This is a genomic window from Acinetobacter sp. S40, from assembly GCF_016624705.1.
GTDB lineage: Bacteria > Pseudomonadota > Gammaproteobacteria > Pseudomonadales > Moraxellaceae > Acinetobacter.
This window is the reverse complement of sequence record NZ_JACVTU010000006.1, coordinates 16,713-40,943: the sequence shown is the minus strand read 5'-3', so window position 1 is coordinate 40,943 and position 24,231 is coordinate 16,713. Positions and strand designations below refer to the sequence as shown.

Sequence of the window (24,231 nt, the reverse complement as noted above, 5' to 3'; positions counted from 1 at the left end):
ACAAACTCCGGCTGGAGTTTTTACCTACAGGATGCCCGCTGTGAAAAGCAACAGACCTGTCAATTTGTCCATGGGTCAGGTGTTAGCGGTAAACTTACGCTCACCCGTGGCTATTGCATCAATCTTACACCGTCTCTCTGGTGTGATCGTATTCTTATTAATTCCCGTTCTTTTATGGATCTTAGATAAATCTTTATCTTCACCAGAAGGATTTGAATACGTTAAAAATGTCGTTTTCGGAAACTTTTTCGTACGTTTCATCGTATGGGTATTTGTAGCGGGTTTGATTTTCCACTTTGTTAATGGAATCAAACATTTACTTGCCGACCTTGGTTTTGCTGAAGAACTACAAAGTGGTCGTACTGCAGCTACAATTTCATTGATCTTGTCTGTGATTGGTATTCTCGCAGCATTCGTATGGATTATGTTCTAATGAAAAGTGCTACAGGTTTAACAGGTTCAGGTTCTCGCGATTGGTTTATCCAGCGTGTTAGCGCGGTCGTGTTAGCGGTCTATACCGTAGTTATTTTGGGCTGGATCCTGCTTCATAGTGGTTTTAACTATGAGCAATGGTCTGGTTTTATGATGACTTTGCCAATGAAGATTTTATCTTTACTTTCAATTTTATCATTGGCTGCACACGCGTGGATTGGGATGTGGCAAGTATTTACTGACTATGTAACTACTCGTCAAATGGGTCCTTCAGCTTCAGGTTTACGTCTGGTACTTACATCAGCTGTGATTATTGCAGTGTTTGTATTTGTGATCTGGGGAATCCAGATTTTCTGGGCGAATTGATAGGAAGACATCATGGGCGCGATAACCCCTAAAGAAGATTATTCAAATATCCAAAACCTTACTTTCGATGCTGTCATCGTAGGTGGTGGTGGTTCTGGTATGCGTGCTGCTTATCAGCTTGCTCAAGCAGGTTTAAAAGTTGCGGTGCTGACCAAAGTATTCCCGACACGTTCGCATACAGTTGCCGCTCAGGGTGGTATTGGTGCGTCGTTGGGGAACATGCAGGAAGATAACTGGCATTTCCACTTTTATGACACAGTAAAAGGTTCTGACTGGTTAGGTGACCAAGACGCGATTGAGTTCATGACGCGTGAGGCACCCAAAGTGGTTTATGAACTTGAACACTTGGGTATGCCATTTGACCGTAATGCCGATGGTACAATTTACCAGCGTCCATTTGGTGGTCACTCTGCTAACTATGGTGATAAGCCAGTTCCACGTGCTTGTGCTGCTGCAGACCGTACAGGGCATGCACTTTTACATACGCTTTATCAAAGCAACGTAAAAATGGGTACTCAATTCTTCGTTGAATGGATCGCTTTGGATTTGATTCGTAATGAAGAAGGTGATGTACTTGGGGTAACTGCTTACGATCAGGAAACTGGTAATATTGCGGTATTCCAGGCTAAAGCCACATTGTTTGCTACAGGTGGTGCAGGTCGTGTATATCGTGCTTCAACCAATGCTTACATCAATACTGGTGATGGTTTGGGTATGGCAGCACGTGCAGGTATTCCTTTACAGGATATGGAATTCTGGCAATTCCACCCAACAGGTGTAGCGGGTGCTGGCGTACTTTTAACTGAAGGTTGTCGTGGTGAAGGTGCAATCCTTCGTAACAAAGACGGCGAACCGTTCATGGAACGCTATGCTCCAACGTTGAAAGACTTGGCGCCACGTGATTTCGTTTCACGTTCTATGGATCAGGAAATCAAAGAAGGTCGTGGTTGTGGCCCTAAAGCAGATTATATCTTGCTAGATATGACTCATTTGGGTGTAGAAACTATCATGAAGCGTTTACCATCTGTATTTGAGATTGGTAAAAAGTTCGCGAACGTTGATATTACTAAAGAGCCAATTCCAGTTGTGCCTACTATTCATTATCAAATGGGTGGTATACCGACGAATATTCACGGTCAGGTTGTGGTTCCAGTTGCAACTGAAAATCTGCATTTGGAAACCAACTACAATAATGACACTAAAGAATATACCTTTGAGACCAACTGTCCAGACTTTGTAAAACCTGTAAAAGGCTTTTACGCAATTGGTGAGTGTTCTTGTGTATCTGTACATGGTGCAAACCGTTTGGGCACAAACTCCTTGCTTGACCTTGTGGTATTTGGTAAAGCAGCGGGTGAACATATTATTGATTATGTCACTAAACATCATGGTGATGATTACGCGCCACTTCCAACAGATGTACTGGAAAATACGCTCAAACGTATCCGTCATTTAGATGATTCAACTTCTGGTGAAAATGCTCAGGAAGTCGCAGATGCAATTCGTGATATCGTTCAGGATCACGCCGCAGTATTCCGTACTCAGGAATTACTCGACGAAGGTGTGAAGCAAATTCTTGCGATTGAACCACGTGTTCGTAATATTTACCTGAAAGACAAATCTAAAGTATTTAACACTGCGCGTGTTGAGGCTTTGGAAGTTGAAAACTTGTATGAAGTAGCGAAAGCAACGCTGATCTCAGCTGCTGCACGTAAAGAGTGTCGTGGTGCGCATACTGTCGTGGATTATGAGTTGCCACCTGATCATCCGAATTACCCATATGGTCGTCGTGATGATGAATGGATGAAGCATACACTTTGGTATTCAGTAGACAACCGTCTTGAATATAAGCCTGTACGTTATATTCCATTGACTGTTGACGCGATTCCACCTGCACCACGTACATTCTAATCAGGAGAATAAAGATGAGTAGAGGTACTCGTACATTCGAAATCTACCGCTATGATCCTGATAAGGATAAAGCGCCGTACATGCAAACCTATAAGCTAGAGCTAACCGACAAGCACCGTATGTTGCTTGACGCTTTGCTTGCGCTAAAAGTGCAGGATGAAACACTTACTTTCCGTCGTTCTTGTCGTGAAGGGATTTGTGGTTCTGATGGTGTAAACATCAATGGTAAAAATGGTTTAGCTTGTTTGTGGAACTTGAACGATTTACCAGAAAAAATCGTGATTCGCCCTCTACCAGGTTTACCTGTGATTAAAGATTTGGTTGTGGATATGAACCAATTCTATGATCAATACGACAAAATTCAGCCGTTCTTGATTAATAATCAACCTGCACCACCAAAAGAGCGTTTACAGTCTCCTGAAGAGCGTGAACACTTGGATGGTTTGTATGAGTGTATTCTTTGTGCATGTTGTTCAACATCATGCCCATCGTTCTGGTGGAACCCTGATAAATTCTTGGGACCATCTGCATTGTTAAATGCTTATCGATTCATTATTGATTCGCGTGATACTGCAACTGCTGACCGTTTGGCGCGTCTTGACGATCCATTTAGTTTGTTTCGTTGTAAAGGTATTATGAACTGTGTATCTGTTTGTCCAAAAGGGTTAAACCCAACCAAGGCAATTGGTCACATCCGTAATATGTTGCTTGATCAAGCAGGTTAATGTGATTTAAAAAAGCGCACATATTCTATGTGCGCTTTTTTATTATTTGAAGTTTTAGGTTTGAGTCTTGACGAAAATGAGTTTGTAGTTTTTTAAACTAAGGGCTGTCTTATCTATTTATTTTGAATGATTTTTTAAAAGACTAGTTAAAAAATCTGGCTTACGTGGCTAAAAAATTAACAGAGTCTCGCGTTTTAAAAAAAAGTGATAGGACTTTGGTCTAAATGCTTGTAATTTTGAGCACAAGGCACCATATATTAGTAGAGAAAATGCTCTATGTATTTCGCCAATTTATAGGAGGTATGTGTCAAAAAAATCAATTGATTGTTGAGAACATGATACGATTTGACACAAATCTTTATATGAAAAAAGAGCATAATATTATCGATGCTCTTGCAGGCACGATCTGAGTATTGTGCTTAATTTTTATATAAAAAGTCATTTTAGAAAAGCTAAATCATGATTTATTTTTTCCAAGATGATTTGCAAAAATTGCTCGGTGTAGCCGAGTATAAACTTGAGTGATGATGCCAAAGAGGGCGTTATGATTCATTGATTACATTGGATTGTATCTAATGTAGTAATAACGTCCCGACTGGACAGATTGCCAATTGGGTGTTTAACGCCATTTTTACAATTTTGGTGTTATCAATCATGGGTGTGCTTAAAAAGCAACCCGTAATGTTTTTGCAATAGGAAATGGGTCCACAAATGCAAGAAGTTGCTGACGCATTGCGTCTTGACACTGAACTTTCCGCTGATAGTGCAGCGTATATTGAAGAGCTTTACGAGCAGTACCTATCCTCCCCAACCTCCGTCGATGAGGACTGGCGCCAGTATTTCGATAAATTCCCTAAAGGTGACCAACCTCATGGTTCAGTGCGTGAGCAGTTCCTTTTACTTGGTCGTAATTCAAGTCGCGTTCAACCCGTAGTTCAAAGTACCGTAAGTACTGAACATGAACGTCGTCAAATTGGTGTTTTACAACTAATTGCTGCATATCGTAACCGTGGCCACCAAAAGGCTAAACTTGATCCGCTTGGTCTTGCAAAACGCGAAGACGTGCCTGACCTTGATCTTGCTGCACATGGTCTCACCAAATCGGATCTTGATACTGTTTTTAATACAGGCAATTTAGCGATTGGTAAAACAGAGGCGACGCTGGGTGAAATGGTTGAAGCCATGGAAGCAGCTTATTGCGGTTCAATTGGTGCAGAATATATGCACATTGTTGATACCAAAGAAAAGCGCTGGATTCAACAACGCCTTGAAGGTGCACGTGGTCATTTTAATTTTAGCAAAGATCAGAAAAAAGGCTTTTTAGAGCGTTTAACTGCCGCTGAAGGTTTAGAAAAATATTTAGGCAATAAATATGTTGGGGCTAAACGTTTTGGTCTGGAAGGTGGTGAATCTTTTATTCCAATGATGAATGAAATCATTCAGCGTGCTGGTTCAGTAAGTTGTAAAGAAGTCGTAATTGGTATGCCACACCGTGGTCGTCTCAATTTACTTGTGAATATTCTGGGCAAAAACCCAGCTGAACTTTTTGGTGAATTTGAAGGCAAAGCCTTGCACAAAAAAGGTTCAGGTGATGTGAAATATCACCAAGGTTTCTCCTCTAACGTGATGACTCCTGGTGGCGAAGTTCATTTGGCTTTGGCATTTAACCCATCGCATCTGGAAATTGTTGGGCCTGTGGTTGAGGGTTCGGTTCGAGCTCGTCAAGTTCGTCGTCGTGATATTGGTGGTGATGATGTGCTTCCAGTGATTGTTCACGGTGATGCTGCATTTGCAGGTCAGGGCGTGAATCAGGAAACGCTTCAGATGTCACAAACCCGTGGTTATACAGTGGGTGGTACGGTTCATATCATCATTAATAATCAGGTGGGTTTTACCACTTCTGATCCGCGTGATGCACGTTCTACAGAATACTGTACTGATGTAGCCAAAATGGTACAGTCTCCAATCTTCCACGTGAACGGTGATGATCCTGAAGCAGTAACTTTTATTGCACAATTGGCGCATGACTTCCGTCATACTTTCCGTAAGGACGTGGTAATTGATTTGTTCTGTTATCGTCGTCGCGGTCATAATGAAGCAGATGAGCCATCTGCGACTCAGCCATTGATGTATCAAGTGATCACAAAAAAAGCGACAACCCGTACCTTGTATGCAGATCAGCTTGTGCAGGAAAAAGTGCTGGATCGCGCTGAAGCAGATCAAATGGTTGAAGATTATCGCTCAGACCTTGAAGCAGGTAAGCATGTTGCCAATGCCTTGGTGCTTGAACCAAACACCAAAATGTTTGTGGACTGGAAGCCTTATTTAGGCCATGACTATACGGATGTGTGGGATACTACATTTGACCTAAATCGTTTAAAAGAATTAGGCGAAGGTATGCGCAAATTGCCAGAAGGCTTTGTGATGCAGCGTCAGGTGTCTAAAGTGATTGATGACCGTCTGAAAATGCAGACTGGTGAGATGCCATTAAACTGGGGTGCTGCTGAAACACTAGCCTATGCAACTCTAATTGATGAAGGTTATCTAGTTCGTATTACAGGTGAAGACGTGGGGCGTGGTACATTCTCACACCGCCATGCAAAGCTGCATAATCAAACTGATGGTTCAACCTATATCCCACTTTGCAATGTCAAAGAAAATCAGCCACGTTTTGCTATTTATGATTCGCTTCTTTCTGAAGAAGCAGTTCTTGCATTTGAATATGGTTATGCAACGACTATTCCGCATGGTTTGATTATTTGGGAAGCTCAATTTGGTGACTTTGCGAACTGTGCGCAAGTCGTGATTGACCAATTTATTGCTTCTGGTGAAACGAAGTGGGAGCGTGTTTGTGGCTTAACGATGTTATTGCCGCATGGATTTGAAGGACAAGGTCCGGAACATTCATCTGCACGTTTAGAGCGTTTCTTGCAATTATGTGCTGAAGAAAATATGCAAGTGCTGACACCAACAACACCAGCTCAGATTTTCCATGCATTACGTCGTCAGGCAGTTCGTCCAATTCGTAAGCCAATGATTGTAATGTCACCAAAATCGTTGCTTCGTCACAAATTGGCAACGTCGACTCTTGATGAGTTAGCAACTGGTACATTCCAAACAGTAATCGATGAAGTGGATCAAATTAATAAATCCGATGTCACACGTATTGTGTTGTGTGGTGGTAAGGTTTATTACGATTTGCTGGAAAAACGTCGTGAACTTGAATTGAAAAATATTGCAATTGTTCGTGTTGAACAGTTGTATCCTTACCCAGAACAACGTTTAGCTGAAATTTTGGCTGCATATCCAAACGCCAAAGAACTGGTTTGGTGTCAGGAAGAGCCGAAAAATCAGGGCGCATGGTTATTCATTGCACCACGTTTATACGATGATGTATTGAAATCTGGTAAACAAATCCGTATTAGCTACGCAGGTCGTGATGCTTCTGCTGCACCTGCTTGTGGCTCACCTTATTTGCATGCAAAACAACAGGCTCAGCTCATTAATGATGCACTTGCAATCCAGGCTGACCAATCAGGAGAGACTAAATAATGGCAACCGAAATCAAAGCACCGGTATTCCCAGAGTCAGTTGCGGATGGGACGATTGCGACCTGGCACAAAAAAGTAGGGGAAGCGGTATCACGTGATGAAGTGATCTGTGATATTGAAACTGACAAAGTTGTCTTGGAAGTTGTTGCTCCTGCTGATGGTCAAATTACAGCAATTATCAAAAATGAAGGCGACACGGTTCTTTCTAATGAAGTGATTGCACAGTTTGCAGAAGGTGCAGTTTCTGGTGCTGCTTCAACTCAAGCAGTTCAAAGCGAAGAGAAAGTAGAACAAGCTGCAGCTAAAACTGAAGCGGGTGCAGCTCCTGTAGTTGAACGTGCTCAACCAGTTGCAGATCAAGCCCCAGCAGTTCGTAAAGCCTTAACTGAATCAGGTGTAAACCCTGCGGATGTACAAGGTACAGGTCGCGGTGGCCGTATTACTAAAGAAGATGTAGCGAACCATCAAACTAAACCTGCGGCGCAACCATTAAGTGTTGCTGTGGGTGAGCGTATCGAAAAACGTGTTCCAATGACACGTCTTCGTAAACGTGTTGCTGAACGTTTACTTTCTGCAACTCAAGAAACAGCGATGTTAACTACGTTCAACGAAGTGAACATGAAGCCTGTGATGGAAATGCGTAAGCAATACAAAGATGCGTTTGAAAAACGTCATGGTGCGCGTCTTGGTTTCATGTCATTCTTCGTGAAAGCGGCAACAGAGGCACTTAAGCGTTATCCTGCGGTCAATGCATCGATCGATGGCGATGATATTGTGTACCATGGTTACTATGATGTGGGTGTTGCAGTATCTTCTGAGCGTGGTCTTGTTGTTCCAGTATTGCGTGATACTGATCGTATGAACTATGCAGAAGTTGAAAATGGTATTGGTGCTTATGCTGCAAAAGCACGTGATGGTAAACTTTCAATTGAAGAAATGACAGGCGGTACTTTCACTATTACTAATGGTGGTACTTTTGGTTCATTACTTTCTACTCCAATTATTAACCCACCACAAACTGCAATCTTGGGTATGCACAAGATCCAAGAACGTCCAATGGCAGTGAATGGTCAGGTTCAAATCTTGCCAATGATGTATCTTGCATTGTCTTATGACCATCGCTTAATCGATGGTAAAGAAGCGGTAGGTTTCTTGGTAACGATCAAAGAATTGTTGGAAGAACCAGCAAAACTTATTCTTGACCTTTAATTTCTTGCGAATCATAAAACTCAGATAGAGCGATCCTCTATCTGAGACTTGGAGATAACAATGTCTCAACAGTTTGATCTTGTTGTAATTGGCGGTGGCCCAGGTGGCTATGAAGCAGCAATTCGTGCTGCGCAACTTGGTTTCAAAGTTGCTTGTATTGAAAAACGTATTCATAAAGGTAAGCCATCTTTAGGTGGTACTTGTTTAAACGTAGGCTGCATTCCTTCTAAAGCTTTACTTGATTCTTCACATCACTATGAAGATACCCTTCATCATTTAGATGATCATGGTATTACAACGGGTGAAGTGAATATTGACATTGCAAAAATGTTGGCTCGTAAAGATAAAGTCGTTGATAACCTAACGGGTGGTGTTGCTCAATTACTTAAAGGTAATGGTATTGAGTGGTTACAAGGTTCGGGTAAATTACTTGCTGGTAAAAAAGTTGAATTCACACCTTTTGAAGGTGAAGCTCAAATTTTAGAACCTAAATATGTGATCCTTGCATCTGGTTCTGTGCCTGTGAATATTCCAGTTGCACCTGTTGATGAAGACTTAATTGTTGACTCAACTGGCGCACTTGAATTTGCCGAAGTACCTAAGCGTTTAGGTGTAATTGGCGCGGGTGTAATCGGTCTTGAACTTGGTTCTGTATGGCGTCGTTTGGGTTCAGAAGTTGTCGTGTTTGAAGCACTTGATAGTTTCTTGCCAATGGCGGACAAAGCCTTATCAAAAGAATTTCAAAAAATTCTAACTAAACAAGGTTTAGACATTCGTATTGGTGCCAAAGTTTCTGGTGCTGAAGTGAATGGACGCGAAGTGACTGTTAAATATTCACAGGGCGGCGAAGACAAAGAACAGACTTTTGATAAATTGATCGTTTGTGTGGGTCGTAAGCCTTATGCCGAAGGTCTATTAGCAGAAGATTCTGGAATTAAACTGACAGATCGTGGATTTGTTGAAGTTAACGATCAATGCTTAACTTCTGTTGATGGCGTTTATGCGATTGGTGACTTGGTTCGCGGTCCAATGCTTGCACATAAAGCAATGGAAGAAGGCGTGATGGCTGTTGAACGTATTCACGGTCACGCAGCTCAAGTGAACTATGACACGATCATTAGTGTGATTTATACACACCCTGAAGCAGCTTGGGTCGGTTTGACTGAAGAAGCAGCGAAGGAAAAAGGTCATGAAGTTAAAACTGGTCAATTCCCATTTGCGGTAAATGGTCGTGCTTTAGCGGCAGGTGAAGCATCAGGTTTCGTGAAGTTTGTTGCTGATGCAAAAACAGATCGTTTACTTGGTATGCATGTCATTGGTCCTAGCGCTTCAGATATCGTCCATCAAGGGATGATTGCGCTTGAGTTTGTATCTTCTGTTGAAGATCTACAGTTAATGACTTTTGGTCATCCAACTTATTCTGAAGTTGTGCACGAGGCCGCTCTCGCTGTCGATGGTCGTGCCATCCACGCGATTCAACGTAAACGTAAGTAATTTTTTTAAAAGAGCGGTTAATCCGCTCTTTTCTCATTATTCATAGTCATCGAATTGATGCTGTGAATAAAAAAAAGAACATAACAACCAATATTACTGTGAAGGATGTTTAATTATTGGTTCGTTATTAATAAGGGCAGAAGTAAAAATAGGTAATTAAATGAACTTACATGAGTATCAAGCCAAAGCGTTGTTGAAAAAATACGGAGTACCAGTCCAAGAAGGGATTCTTGCAACGAACGCTGCGGAAGCAGTTGCAGCATTTGAACAGCTTGGCGGTAAATTTGCCGTAATAAAAGCACAAGTGCATGCTGGTGGTCGTGGTAAAGCAGGCGGCGTAAAAGTCGTTAAATCAAAAGAAGAAGCGGCTGAAGTTGCTAATGAGTTGATTGGTAAGAACCTTGTAACTTATCAAACTGATGCAAATGGTCAGCCTGTTAACAGCGTATTGGTTTGTGAAGATGTTTACCCTGTTGAGCGTGAGTTATATTTGGGTGCGGTTGTAGACCGTTCTACTCGTCGTGTAACGTTCATGTCTTCAACCGAGGGTGGTGTGGAAATCGAGAAAGTTGCCGAAGAAACACCTGAAAAAATTATTAAAACGACGGTTGATCCTCTAGTTGGATTACAACCATTTCAGGCGCGCGAAGTTGCGTTTGCGCTTGGTCTAAAAGACAAACAAGTTAATCAATTTGTGAAGTTAATGACGGGTGCTTATCAGGCATTTGTAGAGAACGATTTTGCATTATTTGAAATCAATCCCCTTTCAATTCGTGAAAATGGTGAAATTTTAGCAGTAGATGCCAAAATTGGGATCGACTCAAATGCCTTGTATCGTTTACCTGAAATCGCTGCGTCTCGTGATAAATCACAAGAAAATGAACGTGAATTAAAAGCGTCAGAATTTGAGCTCAACTATGTTGCACTTGAGGGTAACATTGGTTGTATGGTAAATGGTGCTGGTCTTGCGATGGCAACCATGGACATTATCAAATTATATGGCGGTCAACCTGCAAACTTCCTTGACGTAGGGGGTGGTGCAACCAAAGAACGCGTAATTGAAGCTTTTAAATTGATTCTTGCTGATACTTCTGTACAAGGTGTTTTAATTAACATCTTCGGTGGTATTGTACGTTGTGACATGATTGCTGAAGCAATTATTGCAGCCGTTCAAGAGGTAAATGTAACTGTTCCTGTCGTTGTTCGTTTGGAAGGGAACAACGCTGAACTGGGCGCAAAAATCCTTGATGAATCTGGTTTGAAATTAACTTCTGCTAATGGTTTATCTGATGCGGCAGAAAAAATTGTTGCTGCGGTAAAAGGCTAAGGGAGTATCAATCATGAGCGTATTAATTAATAAAGACACTAAAGTATTGGTACAGGGTTTCACTGGTAAAAATGGTACGTTTCACTCTGCTCAGGCGCTTGAGTATGGGACAAAAGTAGTCGGTGGTGTAACTCCAGGTAAAGGTGGCACAATTCATCTTGATTTACCTGTTTTCAATACCATGAAAGATGCAGTCCGTGAAACTGGTGCAGATGCTTCTGTGATTTATGTACCTGCTCCATTTGTTTTGGACTCTATTATTGAAGCGGTTGATTCTGGTGTTGGTTTAATTGTTGTGATCACTGAAGGTGTTCCAACTTTAGATATGCTAAAAGCAAAACGCTATTTGGAGACTAATGGTAATGGTACACGTTTGGTGGGTCCTAACTGCCCAGGCGTGATCACACCAGGTGAATGTAAAATAGGGATTATGCCAGGTCATATTCATCAGCCAGGTCGTATCGGGATTATCTCACGTTCAGGTACATTGACATATGAAGCGGTTGCACAAACGACTAAGCTTGGTTTAGGTCAGTCTACTTGTATCGGTATTGGTGGTGACCCAATTCCAGGTATGAACCAGATCGATGCACTTAAATTGTTCCAAGATGATCCAGATACAGATGCGATTATCATGATTGGTGAAATTGGTGGTACAGCAGAAGAAGAAGCTGCTGAATATATCCAGTCTAATGTGACTAAGCCTGTTGTTGGTTATATTGCGGGTGTGACTGCACCAAAAGGTAAACGTATGGGCCATGCCGGTGCGATTATTTCTGGTGGTAAAGGTACTGCCGAAGAAAAGTTTGCAGCTTTTGAAAAAGCTGGAATGGCTTATACACGTAGTCCTGCTGAACTTGGTTCGACTATGCTACAAGTGCTGAAAGAGAAAGGTTTGGTTTAAATCTAATTTAAATCTTAATCCGAAAAGCCTCCTAAAATCAGGAGGCTTTTTTATTGTTAAGGATAATTAAAAATTAAAAAGGATAATTTTCTCATTTAACATAAAGAAACATAAAAATAAGCATAAATCTAGTGCATTTGACCGAAAAAATAATAATATGTGATGCAGTTGGCAAAATGCTTTTTTATTTAATAGGGTTTAATAATAAAGTTTATGAGAAAAAAAATAAATCTTCGTTATATCGGAATTCTGAGCTTATGTTCAGTATCAGTCGGATATGCAGCTACTTCAGAGGATCAACAACGTGAAGCCATTATTGCTGAAATTAAACAGGGTCAAATTAATACTGGTATCGCTCAATTAGAGAATTTAAGAGCACGTTATCCAGCTGATCAAAAACTTTTAGCCGATTACATCATTGTTCTTTATCAAAACAATCGCTTTGGACTTAAACAGCTTACTTTGCTTAATAACTTAAATCGTCAATCTTATCCCCAATACGGTGAACTGGTTGTAGTGAAAGCTTTACGTGATTTGAAGCAACTGGATCTTGCTGAACGCTATGCGAGCCAATTTAACCACTATCATCCGTCGAGCGACATGCAGTTGTTATTAGGGATTGTTCAGACTGAATCTAAAAAGAAGCTTCAAGCAATTCAAACTTTCAAAACAATCCAGTTAACGGGCTTAAGCCCAGAGCAATTGGCTCAACTTTCGTATGCCTACCGTGTATTGGATATGCCAGTAGAAGCATTGAATGCAGCAAATTTGGCAATGACTACAACACAGCCTGATGGCCCTATTCAGGAGCAGTATATTTATGCACTAATAATGAATAGCGATTTTCGAACAGCAGAACAGTATATTCAGCAACATCAGCTTGAGCAAAAGATTCCCAATATTGGCTATACCGTAAAAACCCGTGAATTTTCCCAAAAAATTAAAAATGCAATTCAATACTACAAAGTTAAAAATTATCAGGGAGAGGCAACAGAGTCATATCTAATACTGGATCAGGTACTTGTTCAAATGCAAGCTTTTGAGCCTGAATTGCCAACGGATCCTGCATTACGTCATTTATTTTATTATGACTATATTTATGCATTGAGTTTTCGTAATCGATATTCTGATGCGATTCAAACGCTGGTGAAACTGAACCAACCCTATGAGCAGATGCCACCCTATGTTCGTCAAGCTCTTGCCGATGCATTTTTAAAAAACAGACAGCCAAAACAGGCAGAATATTTATATAAAAGCGTATTAAAAGAAAAAAATTATGCGGATTATAGTGTTTATTCGGGTTTGTATTATGCCTTGATTGAACAGGAAAAGTTTGATGAGGCCAATAAACTGGTACAGGAGATGGATCAGCTCTTACCTACTTTTCGGTATAGCGCAGCTAAAGGAGTGGATAAAACTACGCATGAAGATCGTGCCGAATATTTAGCCCTTGTTGGTTTAAATTATGCATATCGTAATGAACATGCCAAAGCTGAACGCTATTTTCAGGATTTGGTGACGAAAGCACCGAATAATATTGGATACCAAAACAATCTTGCTACTGTACAACGTTGGCGAGAAAAACCACAGATTTCATCGGAAACTTTGGCTCATTTTAATGGGATTGAACCAGTTTCAATCAGTACATTAGTCAATCAAATGCAAAATAATCAGGCGCTTGGTCGCGTGGTGGAGTGGCGTGAACAAAATAAACTGCTAAACGTCATTGCCGCCGATGATAGCGGTGTGCAACAAAGCAAAAAGGAGCTGGAAGATCGAAACCATATCTCAATTCAGCATGAAAGTATATTTTCCAAAAGCCGTGCCGATCAACCTGAAGTCTTGCAAAATCTGACAGGTTCATCTGAGCGAGAGCATCAAACTCGCATAAATATGCCCTGGTTTGCCAATGATTATCGGGCATATATCGCGCTTGCACAGCGAAAAGCAGAATTTAAGGGTGAAAATCTAACTGATGAACGTTATGGCATCGGGCTCGAATGGGCTAATAATCGTCGCTCAGTGAATTTGCAACTGTCTCAGCGTTCGCATTCAAATGATGTGGGCATTCAAGTGGATTGGTCACAATGGTTAAATGACCATTGGCAATTTGCGTTGGGATTCAATAGTCAGGCCATTATTCCATTACAGGCATTAAAGCAAGGATATGAGGGCAAAGCCTTCAAAGGACAGTTGTCTTGGCAAGCCAATGAATCTAGAAAAGCAGGGCTGGCATATCAATTTACTGATATCGAGGATGACAATCATCGGCATGAAATTGTTGGGTATTTTACTCAGCAAATTTATCAGGCACCTCATCATATTACCCGACTTACGCTTAGAAATGAGTATGACAAGAATTCAAATATTCAGGTGAGTTATTTCAATCCACGTTATAGCAATAGTGCAGAAATCATTTTGAGCCATGACTGGATGACTTGGCGTAATTATGAACGTCATTTTAGTCAGCATTTCGAAGTAGGTACGGGGGCATTTTCTCAGGCAAATTATTCGACCAAAGCTTTATTTAATATTTTGTATCGACATGATTGGCAACTATCCCGAACGTGGTCGATGAACTACGGAATCGGTTGGTCAAATCATCCTTACGATGAGGAAAATGAACGAAAAACATACGCCCAATTTGGTTTTGAGGGACGATTCTAATGTACAAAAAATTAAAAAGCATGATGATTTTCAGTATATTTTTGAGCCTTTCCACAGCGATGTATGCGCAAGATATAAAAGAAGATGCGCAAGTGCATACTCAGGGACAATTTGTAACCTTAACATTTCATGATGTGCGTGATGACGTTGCAAATAGAGGCGATCGTGATTCCTATGCCATTAGCACTAAAAATCTAGCTCAATTTCTTTCATGGTTGAAACAATCTGACTGGACGGTGATTAGACTCGAAGATATCTGGCAAGCACGTCAGAACAATACCTCGTTGCCTGATAAAGCCGTGTTGCTGACATTTGATGATGGTGCTTTGAGTAGCTACAGCCGTGTTTATCCATTACTCAAACAATATCAGATGCCCGCAGTATTTGCGATTGTTACTAGTTGGATCAATGGTAATTCTCAGGATGCTTATGAGGCTTATGGTCAAGATAATTTGATGAATTGGCAGCAAATGCGAGAGATGCAACACTCAGATTTAGTCGAGTTTGTTTCACATTCAGACAATCTACATAAAGGAGTACTGGCAAATCCGCAGCAAAATATGGAACCGGCAGCGATTACTCGTCAGTTTTTGCCAGCATCAAAAGTCTATGAAAATGATACGTCCTACCATCAGCGTATTTTTGATGATTTAAAGATATCTAAGTCTGTGCTGGATCGACAGTTGGGCATTGATACTAAAGCAATATTTTGGCCGTATGGTGCAGTGACCAAAGAAACAGAACAACTTGCCAAACAAGCAGGCTTACCATTGTCTTTTAGTTTGGGAAATGTTTCTGAGCAGGCAAATGTCGTACAAACCTACCAACGTGCCATAGTCATGGGCAATCCTGTTCCTGAAGAACTGCATGCACAAATGCTGGATTTTTTAAAAGATATTAAACAGCCGTCTAAAACTCGAAAAAGCATCATCTCGATGGATCCTTCTGAGTTAGTCAATCTGGACGGGGCACTGATCAATGAAAAATTGGGACAACTGCTTGATCAATTATCCAATTTAAAAACTAATGCCATCATTTTAAAAGTTGTTACAGATAAAGATCAGGATGGAAAGATAGAAAATGCTTTTTTTCCGACCACGGTGCTGCCGCATCATTCAGACGTACTCAATCGAATTATTTGGCAGGCAAGAACGCGAATTGGGCAGCAGGTCTATGCAGAACTGCCTCTTGATCTGGAACTCAAACAGCATATTCCGCTGGTACGTTTAACTGAGGATTTATTTAAAAATAATAGTTCACTGGATGGAGTTGTTTTAAATGCACAAAACCAAATGGATTGTGCGCTACAAAACCAGCAATGGGATCAAAAATGCCAACAAAATATTCAGCAAATTTTTAAGATTAAAGAGCAAATCAAAAATAAAGCTTATGATCGCGTCAATATTAGTACTAATTTTCGTACTGTACTCAAGGTAAAACCTGAGGTTTCGCAGTTTAATGGCCTTAAACCTTTGTTAGAACAAAGTTTAATGTATAGCGATTTAGTGTATGTCGAAATCGACCCGCTAAGTTCACCGGGGACATTCAGAGCTTTTGAAAAGTCGAGTAAACAGTTAAGTAATGTGCAGAAACAACAATTAATGGTCGGGTTTAATATTTCAGCGAAACAGGTAAAGGATTGGAAAATATATACACAAGCCTACCAACAGCTCAAAATATTGGGCATACAAAAACTTGGTGTTGCAAATTATGAATTGGATCAGGGACGTGAGATTCATAACCATCTTTATGCTGATCTCAGTCTGAATGATTCTGCGCTGAATTATAAAGATCCATATGTTATTGATTTTAAAGCGGAGCAGAAATAATGTTTGAATTGAGTCAGCTTCGCTTCAGTGATGTCATTTTTGGCTTTGCCTTTTTATATCCCTTGTTTATGGCTTGGGCATGGATTGCAGGTGGCTTATGGTTTTATTTTAAGCGTGAGTTTAATCAGCCAGATCATCCTGAGCCGAGTCAGGACGGTTGTAGCATTATTATTCCGTGTTTTAATGAAGAAAAACAAGTCCGCCAGACCATCAGATATGCATTACAAAGTCAGTATCCAAAATTTGAAGTAATTGCTGTCAATGATGGTAGTTCTGATCGTACCGCCGAAATATTAAATGAACTGGAAAAAAAGTATCCTCAATTACGTGTAGTTCATTTGGCTGAAAATCAAGGCAAGGCTCATGCTTTAAGAGCAGGAGCTATGGTGAGTCAGTATGAATATCTCGTTTGTATTGATGGGGATGCATTACTTCATCCTTATACCGTCCTCTGGATGATGCATCATCTTACTATTTTTCCACGTGTTGGTGCGGTAACAGGCAACCCTCGAATCATTAACCGTTCTAGCGTATTGGGCAAAATACAAGTTGGAGAGTTTTCTTCCATTATTGGACTCATCAAACGGGCACAAAGAACATACGGACGTTTGTTTACTGTTTCAGGCGCAATTGTAGGTTTTCGAAAAGTTGCACTAAATCGAATTGGTTATTGGCGTGATGACATGATTACTGAAGATATCGATGTTTCATGGCGCTTGCAATTTGATCACTGGGATTTACATTATGTGCCGCAGGCACTCTGTTATATCTATATGCCTGAAACATTTCAAGGTTTATGGAAACAACGTCTGCGTTGGGCACAAGGTGGTATCGAAGTTATTTTTGCATATATTCCCAAAATATTTAAATGGCATCTGCGCCGTATGTGGCCAATTGCATTTGAAGCTTTGATCAGTGTGGTTTGGGCCTATGTGATGTTTAGTATCTTCATCTTATACTTTTATGGATTATTTTTTAGCTTACCAGGAGAATGGGCGATTCAGTCACTTTGGCCGCAGTGGTATGGGGTAATTTTAGGGATCACGTGTTTAATCCAATTTTTAGTGAGTTTGATGATTGATCGACAATATGATCGCCGACATTTTCGTAATTATTTCTGGGTGATCTGGTATCCACTGTTTTTCTGGATATTGTCGATGTTATCCACGGTGATCGCTTTACCTAAAACTATCTTTAAAACTCAAAAGCGGGCGCGTTGGGTAAGCCCAGACCGAGGCTTCGGGGCAGAGAAAGAATATGAAAAATAATCCTATAAAATCAGATATTCATTCTGAACAGCATTCGCTTGATATTCCAGAATATATTGATCGACCAGAATATGTAAAAAATAAATGGGCTGGCTTTTCACTACAAATTTTGGGCTGGAGTCTCTGGATGTGGCTGATTATGCCGCTCTTTACTATTTTATTATGGTGGTTTGAAGGACAAAATATTTATAAGCAGTTGTTTTTATCATTAAACAATAATGGTCGATACAGTTTATATATGTTAGTCAGCTGTATTATGGTTTTAATCATGATTTTATTCGTTTGGGCTTCGTATAACTGGGTACGTTTTTATAATATTCAACGACGAAATATGCCAGAACCGGCAACAGAAGCCCAAATTGCTGAAAGTTTTAACTTGAATGTACGAGATATTATGACCATGAAAAAGAGTAAAAATATGACGTTACATTTTGATAATCATGGAAATCTGGTTAATTATGAAACGAGTATATAAACATTGCTGTGGTTCATCGTTTAAGATAAATACTATTCAGTCTGGTATATATAAGAATATGATTGAAAATGCGATATTTGAATCGCATTTTCATCTTCAAAACTTAAAGGCTATTGATTAGATTTTGACTTTAGACTTTCAGTTAAGCCATTAATATCACCACCTTGTAACCCTAGCTCATTCATTAAACTATCAATCAAAGGGGCCTGAGAGCGATAGCGTAATGCACTATTGACAACCTGATCAGACAATGAGGTTTGGCTATTTTCCTGCGTTTCAGATGCATGAGAATTGCCTGTAAAACCACTTAAACCGTTTACTTGTAAAATCTTGATGTCATCAATATTTTCCATTGGCTTCACACTTTCACGAATAATTTCAGGCAAATATTTCAGCAAGGCAAGACGAATTTGCATTTCTACTTGCTCAGTTGAAAGGACGTTGGAAGCTTCATTAACCGCACGTGTTCCTTCTGCATCAACCTGATATTGTTTTTCCTGAGCCTGTGCAAGTAACATTTTGGCATCTGACTCACCTTTGGCTTTTAGGCGTAATTTTTCAGCATCTGCTTCAGCTGCAATCCTTACGGCTTCCGCATCATCTACTGCTGCTTGTTTCGATGCTTCGGCTGCAACAGTAATGGCAATTGCGTCTTTCTCCGCTGCTTGTTTAGCTGCCACCAGTTCTACGGCTTTTTCACGTTCTGCGCGCTGAGTCTCACGCACGGTTAAAACTTCTTCTTCGGCTTTTACTGCGGCTGCTCGCGCTTGATCTGCCAGAGCTTTAGCCTCCGATTCAGCACGGGACTTTTCAGCAATCGCAATGGCACGATCCTGCTCAGCCAATTCAATGGTCTTTTTCTGTTCAACCTGAGCTTTTTGAATTAACTGAGATTTTAAAATATTTTCGTTTTCTACATCACGAGCCGAGGCAATACGTTTAATTTCAACTTCACGTTCAGCAGCAATACGCGCTTCTTCTGCTTCGCGTTTTTTTGCAGCTTCTTGAGATGCAATTTCTGCAAGCTGTTCGGCACGGCGAATGGAAATTTCCCGTTCTTGTTGCAGTTTGGCATATTCTTCTTCGCGTAAAATTTGTAAACGTGCTTGCTCAGTTTCAAGATTTTTGGCTTTAATTGCGAGATCTGCGTCCTGTTCAATGTCATTGCGTTTTTTACGACGGTCTTCAATGGTTTCTGTAAGCTTGGTCAAGCCTTCGGCATCAAAGGCATTTTGTGGATTAAAAAACTTAAAACTGGTCTGATCCAGTCCAGTGAGGGAAACTGTTTCAAGTTCCAGACCATTTTTAAATAAATCCTCAGAGACGACCTGTTGTACTTTTTGCACAAAATCAACGCGTTTTTCATGTAGCTCCTCCATTGCCATTTCGGCAGCAACGGCCCGTAAAGAATCGACAAATTTACCTTCGACTAAATCTTTAAGTTCTTGAGGTGACATGGTTTTTTTACCCAGAGTCTGTGCGGCTGTCGCAATCGATTCGGCGGTGGGTTTAACACGCACATAAAATTCAGCCATCACATCCACACGCATACGATCTCGGGTAATTAAAGCCTGATCCGCCGCTCGTTTAACTTCCAGACGTAAAGTATTCATATTGACGGGAATGATTTCATGCAAGACAGGGAGTACAATGGCGCCGCCATTTAAAATCACTTTTTCACCGCCAAAGCCCGTGCGCACAAAAGAAACTTCTTTACTGGAACGACGATAAAGACGGGCAATAATAATGCCAATAATCACAAGGGCAACAAGAATAATGCCAGCAACGACAAAAATCTCAAAAAGAGCAGAATTAAACATATTGTTGTCTCTTAATCATTTGTATGTTGAGAAATGGCTTGAAAACCAAGCTTGTTTTTTTGAGTTAAAATAACGATTTGACCCTGTTGGAAAATTTCGTCTTGTTCAGGTTCGACCAGTACATAATGTGTTTGTCCGAATTGGTCTTTTACTTTGGCTTGAGCAGGCGAGTGTGGGCGGGCAATACCTAAAATGATTTCTGCCTGTTGTCCAATGAGGTCTTCGCTAAAAATTGCCGTTGTTTCATCTTTAGGAATAATTTTGCTCACTAAGGCTGAAGCCCACCGAACAAAAGGCATAGAAAGAAAAAGTACAGCAGGTGCAATCAACCAAACTGAAAAATAATGTTCAGTAAACGAATAGAAAACCCCTTGAATGATAAAACCTGTCAGTGCGTATGTGGTTAAAAATATAATCAGCCAAATCAATAAAGGAATTCTGCCCAAATATAGCCAATCGAAAAATTGCCAAATCATGCCGTGATCAGCTTCTAAATCAAAATCAGTTTGGTAATCGCTTAGCTGTTCTGGTAAAAACTGATCCATAACTTGGGAAGAGCCACCAATTAAAAGCAGAAGTAATTCGAGTATTCCAATTGCAAGACACAATACCAGACTGATACTGAAAATATAATTTGAAGGATGAGTAAACAATTCCCACAACATGAAATGACTCTTTATCTTATTGAATTAAATTATTTTTCTTACTACAGTTGTATGTATAAGTAATCTTAAAAACGATAACATTTATCATTTATAAAGTCTATTGTAAGCCTATCAATTTTATCTAATTTAATTTCTATTTTAATTTAAATACACATTAAATTTAAACTTTAAAAAAGGAAAAATAATTGAATAAATAACAGACAAGATATGAAATATATGATTTACTACTAGAGTAAATTTTAAACAAAAAAAAGCGCAATGATTGGGGTGATCATTACGCAGAACAACGAATCTGTTATACACAGCTTCGGTTAAGGAGAAATGTCATGAAATTGGGGAAATTCATAACTTCATGACTTATATTAATTTCATACTTGAGCGATTTCATTGGTATTCACGTTAAGTAGTGTTAAATCACGTTAATAAAATGATTATTTTGTGAGCTGAATATCATTTTAAAATGATATTAAAAAGATATTGAATGATGGTAACGTATTAAAAAATAAAGGCTCTTTATAATAAGAGCCTTTCAAGTAGACATAATGTACGGATTAAATTTAGAATTTAAACAACCCTAAACCCTCTTTAACTTCATCCAGTGTTTGCTGAGTAATAATACGGCATTTTTCGGTGCCATCCCGTAATACATCCATAATGTAATCAGGATCTTTAGCTAATTCCTCACGACGTTCACGGATTGGGCTGATTAAGTCTTTTAAAATACCTTCAAGGCGTTTTTTGACTGTACCATCACCTAAACCACCACGACGATAATGTGCTTTTAATTCTTCTACTTCTTCTGAATTTGGATCAAAGGCATCCAGATAAGTAAATACAATATTCCCTTCAACCTGACCAGGATCTTCAATGCGTAGATGGTTCGGATCGGTATACATGGCATTGACGGCTTTTTTGATGTCTTTATCAGACGCATTTAAGACAATGGTATTGCCCAATGATTTTGACATCTTGGCCTTACCATCAAAGCCAGGCAAACGTGCCATATTGGAGAGGAGTGCTTTACATTCAGGTAGTAAGTCCTGACCAATTTGACGATTGACACGACGAACAATTTCATTGGTCTGTTCAATCATAGGAATCTGGTCTTCACCGACTGGAACCACAGTTGCTTTAAAGGCAGTTATATCTGCGGCTTGTGCAACTGGATAACATAAGAAGCCTGCAGGAATATCACGTTCAAAACCACGCATCTGAATTTCAGATTTGATAGTGGGGTTACGTTCAAGACGCGCTACGGTTACAAAATTCAAATATAGCATGGTCAATTCATTCAGTGCAGGTAAACAGGACTGAACGCAAATCGTTGTTTTAGTTGGATCGATTCCGACTGCTAGATAATCCAGTGCAACTTCTAGAATATTACGACGTACTTTATCTGGATTATCTGCATTATCTGTTAATGCTTGAGCATCCGCCAATAATAGATGTTGATGATGGCTGTCCTGTAAACCTACACGTGAGCGTAGAGAACCTACAAAATGGCCTAAGTGAAGCTGTCCAGTGGGACGGTCGCCAGTCAAAATAATTGGACGATGATCAAGATTACTCATTCTCTATTCCAAAGTGGTATGAATCTACATATCATTAAACGATTGAATAGGCGACATTGTACGGCATAATTTTTTTTAATGTCAGTCACAATAAAAAAGAAGCTTAAAAAACCTAAGGAAAATTAAATGGCGAGTAGCTTACTTTTATTACTTGATGATATTGCCACAGTACTTGATGATGTTGCAGTCATGAGCAAAATGGCAGCAAAAAAAACTGCGGGCGTACTGGGCGATGATTTAGCATTAAATGCACAGCAGGTCAGTGGCGTTCGCTCAGATCGTGAACTTCCTGTGGTATGGGGCGTTGCTAAGGGCTCATTTATTAATAAATTAATATTAGTACCTTTGGCATTATTGATTAGTGTGGTTGCGCCGTGGCTAATTAATCCCTTACTCATGATTGGTGGTTTGTTTTTGTGTTATGAAGGCGTAGAAAAAGTACTACATTCATTGCATCACAAAAAAGCCAGTACCCCTGAAGAGGCCGCCGAAAAACTGGTCAAAGACGAAACCGATTTGGTAACTTATGAAAAGGAAAAAATTAAAGGGGCAGTCCGTACGGACTTTATTTTATCTGCTGAAATTGTGGTGATTTCGCTGGGTACTGTGGCAACTGCAGCATTTATGACGAAAGTGACTGTGCTTAGTATTATTGCCGTAATTATGACGGTTGGAGTCTATGGTTTCGTGGCGATGATTGTCAAAATTGATGATCTGGGACTTTATTTGACTCAGAAATCATCAAATATCAAACAGGGAGTCGGTCGGGCTTTACTGGCATTTGCTCCAAAGTTAATGAAAACTCTTACCATCGTCGGGACGATTGCAATGTTCCTTGTTGGAGGCGGTATTATTGCGCATACCATTCCATTGTTACATCACTTTACTGAAGATACCACAGACCATCTGGAGCTGATTCCAAATGTTGGTAATATTATTGGCGCGATAACACCCACTTTGATTAATCTGGGAATTGGGATTATTGCTGGTGCAATTGTATTAATGGTTGTAAGCTTAATACAAAAGCTGTGGCCAAAAAAATCAACTTCATAGAATTATTACGATAATAAAAGATAAGAGGTGAATGATGCGCTGGAAAGGTCGTCGAGTCAGTACCAATGTAGAAGATCGTCGTGGAGGCGGTGCTGCTAAAGCAGGTGGTATTAGTATTCTGGGTTTAATTGTGGCATTTGTGGCTTGGAAGTTTTTTGGTGTAGATCCGCAAATGGCATATCAGGCGACCCAGACTGTGACTCAATCGCAGCAAAGTGGGCAGGCACCTGAACAACTTACTCCCGAGCAGCAGGAAGCCTCAGAATTTGTTGGTACAGTGCTAGCAGATACTGAAGATACTTGGGCTCCAATTTTTAAACAATTAGGTGGAAATTATACCCCGCCAAAATTAGTTATGTTCTCCGGTGCCATTCGCTCGGGGTGCGGCACTGCCCAGTCTGCAATGGGACCTTTTTATTGTCCGGCAGATCAGAAAGTGTATATTGACACGGCTTTCTTTAAAGATATGCGTCAGCAAATGGGAATTTCGGGTGAGCAAAATCAGACTGAACTTTCACGTCAGGATCAGGCCGGAGATTTTGCACAGGCGTATGTCATTGCACATGAAGTAGGTCATCATGTGCAAAATCTGCTAGGAATTTCGTCACAGGTTCAGCAAGCTCAGGCACAGGGAAGTCGTACTCAGGCCAATCAGCTTTCAGTCAGGCTGGAATTACAAGCGGATTGTTTTGCGGGGATTTGGGCGAAACATAATGAACAGAGAACTCAATTTTTAGAACAGGGTGATATTGAAGAAGCAATGGATGCTGCCCAAAAAATTGGTGATGATTATTTGCAAAAACAAGCAACAGGTCAGGTGGTTCCTGATAGTTTTACTCATGGTACCAGCCAGCAGCGTATGCACTGGTTTCAGGTGGGGCTAAAAACAGGTGACTTAAATCAATGTAATACTTTTGAATCCAATATTTAAAAATAAAGGGCTTGAAAAAGCCCTTTATTTTTA

The 24,231-nt window shown here is 40.2% G+C and carries 18 protein-coding genes; 15 read left to right on the top strand and 3 right to left on the bottom strand.

Going from position 1 to position 24,231, the window contains the following annotated elements:
* Positions 1–31 precede the first annotated feature (31 nt).
* From sdhC to pgaD, 13 genes are all read left to right on the top strand, one after another.
* Entirely contained in the window at positions 32–433 is a 402-nt protein-coding gene (gene sdhC, locus IAE19_RS09435; protein WP_200460691.1) for a succinate dehydrogenase, cytochrome b556 subunit, read from the top strand.
* The gene (sdhD, locus tag IAE19_RS09430) at positions 433–798 is read left to right on the top strand and encodes a succinate dehydrogenase, hydrophobic membrane anchor protein (RefSeq protein WP_200460690.1); all 366 of its coding nucleotides are present in this window, start codon (positions 433–435) and stop codon (positions 796–798) included. Before sdhC ends, sdhD begins: the two co-directional genes overlap by 1 nt.
* A gap of 12 nt (positions 799–810) precedes the next feature.
* Complete coding sequence (gene sdhA, locus IAE19_RS09425) at positions 811–2,709, top strand: succinate dehydrogenase flavoprotein subunit (RefSeq protein WP_200460689.1); 1,899 nt, start codon at positions 811–813, stop codon at positions 2,707–2,709.
* A gap of 14 nt (positions 2,710–2,723) precedes the next feature.
* Complete coding sequence (locus IAE19_RS09420; RefSeq protein WP_200460688.1) at positions 2,724–3,434, top strand: succinate dehydrogenase iron-sulfur subunit; 711 nt, start codon at positions 2,724–2,726, stop codon at positions 3,432–3,434.
* Positions 3,435–4,145: 711 nt separating this feature from the next.
* Positions 4,146–6,986 (top strand): 2-oxoglutarate dehydrogenase E1 component, encoded by a 2,841-nt coding sequence (locus IAE19_RS09415; RefSeq protein ID WP_200460687.1) that lies wholly within the window; start codon positions 4,146–4,148, stop codon positions 6,984–6,986.
* A complete protein-coding gene (gene odhB / locus IAE19_RS09410) occupies positions 6,986–8,194 on the top strand; it encodes a 2-oxoglutarate dehydrogenase complex dihydrolipoyllysine-residue succinyltransferase (RefSeq protein ID WP_200460686.1) in 1,209 nt (402 codons plus the stop codon). Before IAE19_RS09415 ends, odhB begins: the two co-directional genes overlap by 1 nt.
* A 60-nt stretch (positions 8,195–8,254) precedes the next feature.
* Complete coding sequence (gene lpdA, locus IAE19_RS09405; RefSeq protein ID WP_200460685.1) at positions 8,255–9,688, top strand: dihydrolipoyl dehydrogenase; 1,434 nt, start codon at positions 8,255–8,257, stop codon at positions 9,686–9,688.
* A gap of 160 nt (positions 9,689–9,848) precedes the next feature.
* Entirely contained in the window at positions 9,849–11,015 is a 1,167-nt protein-coding gene (sucC, locus tag IAE19_RS09400) for an ADP-forming succinate--CoA ligase subunit beta (RefSeq protein WP_200460684.1), read from the top strand.
* 13 nt (positions 11,016–11,028) lie between these two features.
* Entirely contained in the window at positions 11,029–11,919 is an 891-nt protein-coding gene (gene sucD, locus IAE19_RS09395; RefSeq protein ID WP_200460683.1) for a succinate--CoA ligase subunit alpha, read from the top strand.
* 213 nt (positions 11,920–12,132) lie between these two features.
* On the top strand, positions 12,133–14,586 hold the full coding sequence (gene pgaA, locus IAE19_RS09390; RefSeq protein WP_200460682.1) for a poly-beta-1,6 N-acetyl-D-glucosamine export porin PgaA: 2,454 nt from the start codon (positions 12,133–12,135) through the stop codon (positions 14,584–14,586).
* Positions 14,586–16,415 (top strand): poly-beta-1,6-N-acetyl-D-glucosamine N-deacetylase PgaB, encoded by a 1,830-nt coding sequence (gene pgaB, locus IAE19_RS09385; RefSeq protein ID WP_200460681.1) that lies wholly within the window; start codon positions 14,586–14,588, stop codon positions 16,413–16,415. The genes pgaA and pgaB overlap by 1 nt, the downstream gene beginning before the upstream one ends.
* Complete coding sequence (pgaC, locus tag IAE19_RS09380; RefSeq protein ID WP_200460680.1) at positions 16,415–17,683, top strand: poly-beta-1,6-N-acetyl-D-glucosamine synthase; 1,269 nt, start codon at positions 16,415–16,417, stop codon at positions 17,681–17,683. Before pgaB ends, pgaC begins: the two co-directional genes overlap by 1 nt.
* Positions 17,673–18,158, top strand: a complete 486-nt coding sequence (pgaD, locus tag IAE19_RS09375) for a poly-beta-1,6-N-acetyl-D-glucosamine biosynthesis protein PgaD (RefSeq protein WP_200460679.1) — start codon at positions 17,673–17,675, stop codon at positions 18,156–18,158. The genes pgaC and pgaD overlap by 11 nt, the downstream gene beginning before the upstream one ends.
* 110 nt (positions 18,159–18,268) lie before the next feature.
* Here the strand turns inward: pgaD and IAE19_RS09370 are convergent, their stop codons facing one another.
* The 3 genes from IAE19_RS09370 to trpS form a co-directional block, all read right to left on the bottom strand.
* Complete coding sequence (locus IAE19_RS09370; protein WP_200460678.1) at positions 18,269–19,978, bottom strand: flotillin family protein; 1,710 nt, start codon at positions 19,976–19,978, stop codon at positions 18,269–18,271.
* A gap of 11 nt (positions 19,979–19,989) precedes the next feature.
* On the bottom strand, positions 19,990–20,643 hold the full coding sequence (locus IAE19_RS09365) for a YqiJ family protein (protein WP_200460677.1): 654 nt from the start codon (positions 20,641–20,643) through the stop codon (positions 19,990–19,992).
* 557 nt (positions 20,644–21,200) lie between these two features.
* Positions 21,201–22,214, bottom strand: a complete 1,014-nt coding sequence (trpS, locus tag IAE19_RS09360; protein WP_200460676.1) for a tryptophan--tRNA ligase — start codon at positions 22,212–22,214, stop codon at positions 21,201–21,203.
* Between the two features lie 126 nt (positions 22,215–22,340).
* Between trpS and IAE19_RS09355 the strand changes: the two genes are divergently transcribed.
* Both IAE19_RS09355 and IAE19_RS09350 read left to right on the top strand, forming a co-directional pair.
* Positions 22,341–23,267: a DUF808 domain-containing protein gene (locus IAE19_RS09355; RefSeq protein WP_200460675.1), complete on the top strand. Its 927-nt coding sequence runs from the start codon at positions 22,341–22,343 to the stop codon at positions 23,265–23,267.
* A 34-nt stretch (positions 23,268–23,301) separates the two neighbouring features.
* Positions 23,302–24,198: a neutral zinc metallopeptidase gene (locus IAE19_RS09350; RefSeq protein WP_200460795.1), complete on the top strand. Its 897-nt coding sequence runs from the start codon at positions 23,302–23,304 to the stop codon at positions 24,196–24,198.
* Positions 24,199–24,231 lie beyond the last annotated feature (33 nt).

Excerpts from the sequence above, each read along its gene's own strand:
- sdhC (WP_200460691.1), top strand. The coding sequence starts at position 32 with ATGCCCGCTGTGAAAAGCAACAGACCTGTCAATTTGTCCATGGGTCAG.
- sdhD (WP_200460690.1), top strand. The coding sequence starts at position 433 with ATGAAAAGTGCTACAGGTTTAACAGGTTCAGGTTCTCGCGATTGGTTT.
- sdhA (WP_200460689.1), top strand. The coding sequence starts at position 811 with ATGGGCGCGATAACCCCTAAAGAAGATTATTCAAATATCCAAAACCTT.
- IAE19_RS09420 (WP_200460688.1), top strand. The coding sequence starts at position 2,724 with ATGAGTAGAGGTACTCGTACATTCGAAATCTACCGCTATGATCCTGAT.
- IAE19_RS09415 (WP_200460687.1), top strand. The coding sequence starts at position 4,146 with ATGCAAGAAGTTGCTGACGCATTGCGTCTTGACACTGAACTTTCCGCT.
- odhB (WP_200460686.1), top strand. The coding sequence starts at position 6,986 with ATGGCAACCGAAATCAAAGCACCGGTATTCCCAGAGTCAGTTGCGGAT.
- lpdA (WP_200460685.1), top strand. The coding sequence starts at position 8,255 with ATGTCTCAACAGTTTGATCTTGTTGTAATTGGCGGTGGCCCAGGTGGC.
- sucC (WP_200460684.1), top strand. The coding sequence starts at position 9,849 with ATGAACTTACATGAGTATCAAGCCAAAGCGTTGTTGAAAAAATACGGA.
- sucD (WP_200460683.1), top strand. The coding sequence starts at position 11,029 with ATGAGCGTATTAATTAATAAAGACACTAAAGTATTGGTACAGGGTTTC.
- pgaA (WP_200460682.1), top strand. The coding sequence starts at position 12,133 with ATGAGAAAAAAAATAAATCTTCGTTATATCGGAATTCTGAGCTTATGT.
- pgaB (WP_200460681.1), top strand. The coding sequence starts at position 14,586 with ATGTACAAAAAATTAAAAAGCATGATGATTTTCAGTATATTTTTGAGC.
- pgaC (WP_200460680.1), top strand. The coding sequence starts at position 16,415 with ATGTTTGAATTGAGTCAGCTTCGCTTCAGTGATGTCATTTTTGGCTTT.
- pgaD (WP_200460679.1), top strand. The coding sequence starts at position 17,673 with ATGAAAAATAATCCTATAAAATCAGATATTCATTCTGAACAGCATTCG.
- IAE19_RS09370 (WP_200460678.1), bottom strand. The coding sequence starts at position 19,978 with ATGTTTAATTCTGCTCTTTTTGAGATTTTTGTCGTTGCTGGCATTATT.
- IAE19_RS09365 (WP_200460677.1), bottom strand. The coding sequence starts at position 20,643 with ATGTTGTGGGAATTGTTTACTCATCCTTCAAATTATATTTTCAGTATC.
- trpS (WP_200460676.1), bottom strand. The coding sequence starts at position 22,214 with ATGAGTAATCTTGATCATCGTCCAATTATTTTGACTGGCGACCGTCCC.
- IAE19_RS09355 (WP_200460675.1), top strand. The coding sequence starts at position 22,341 with ATGGCGAGTAGCTTACTTTTATTACTTGATGATATTGCCACAGTACTT.
- IAE19_RS09350 (WP_200460795.1), top strand. The coding sequence starts at position 23,302 with ATGCGCTGGAAAGGTCGTCGAGTCAGTACCAATGTAGAAGATCGTCGT.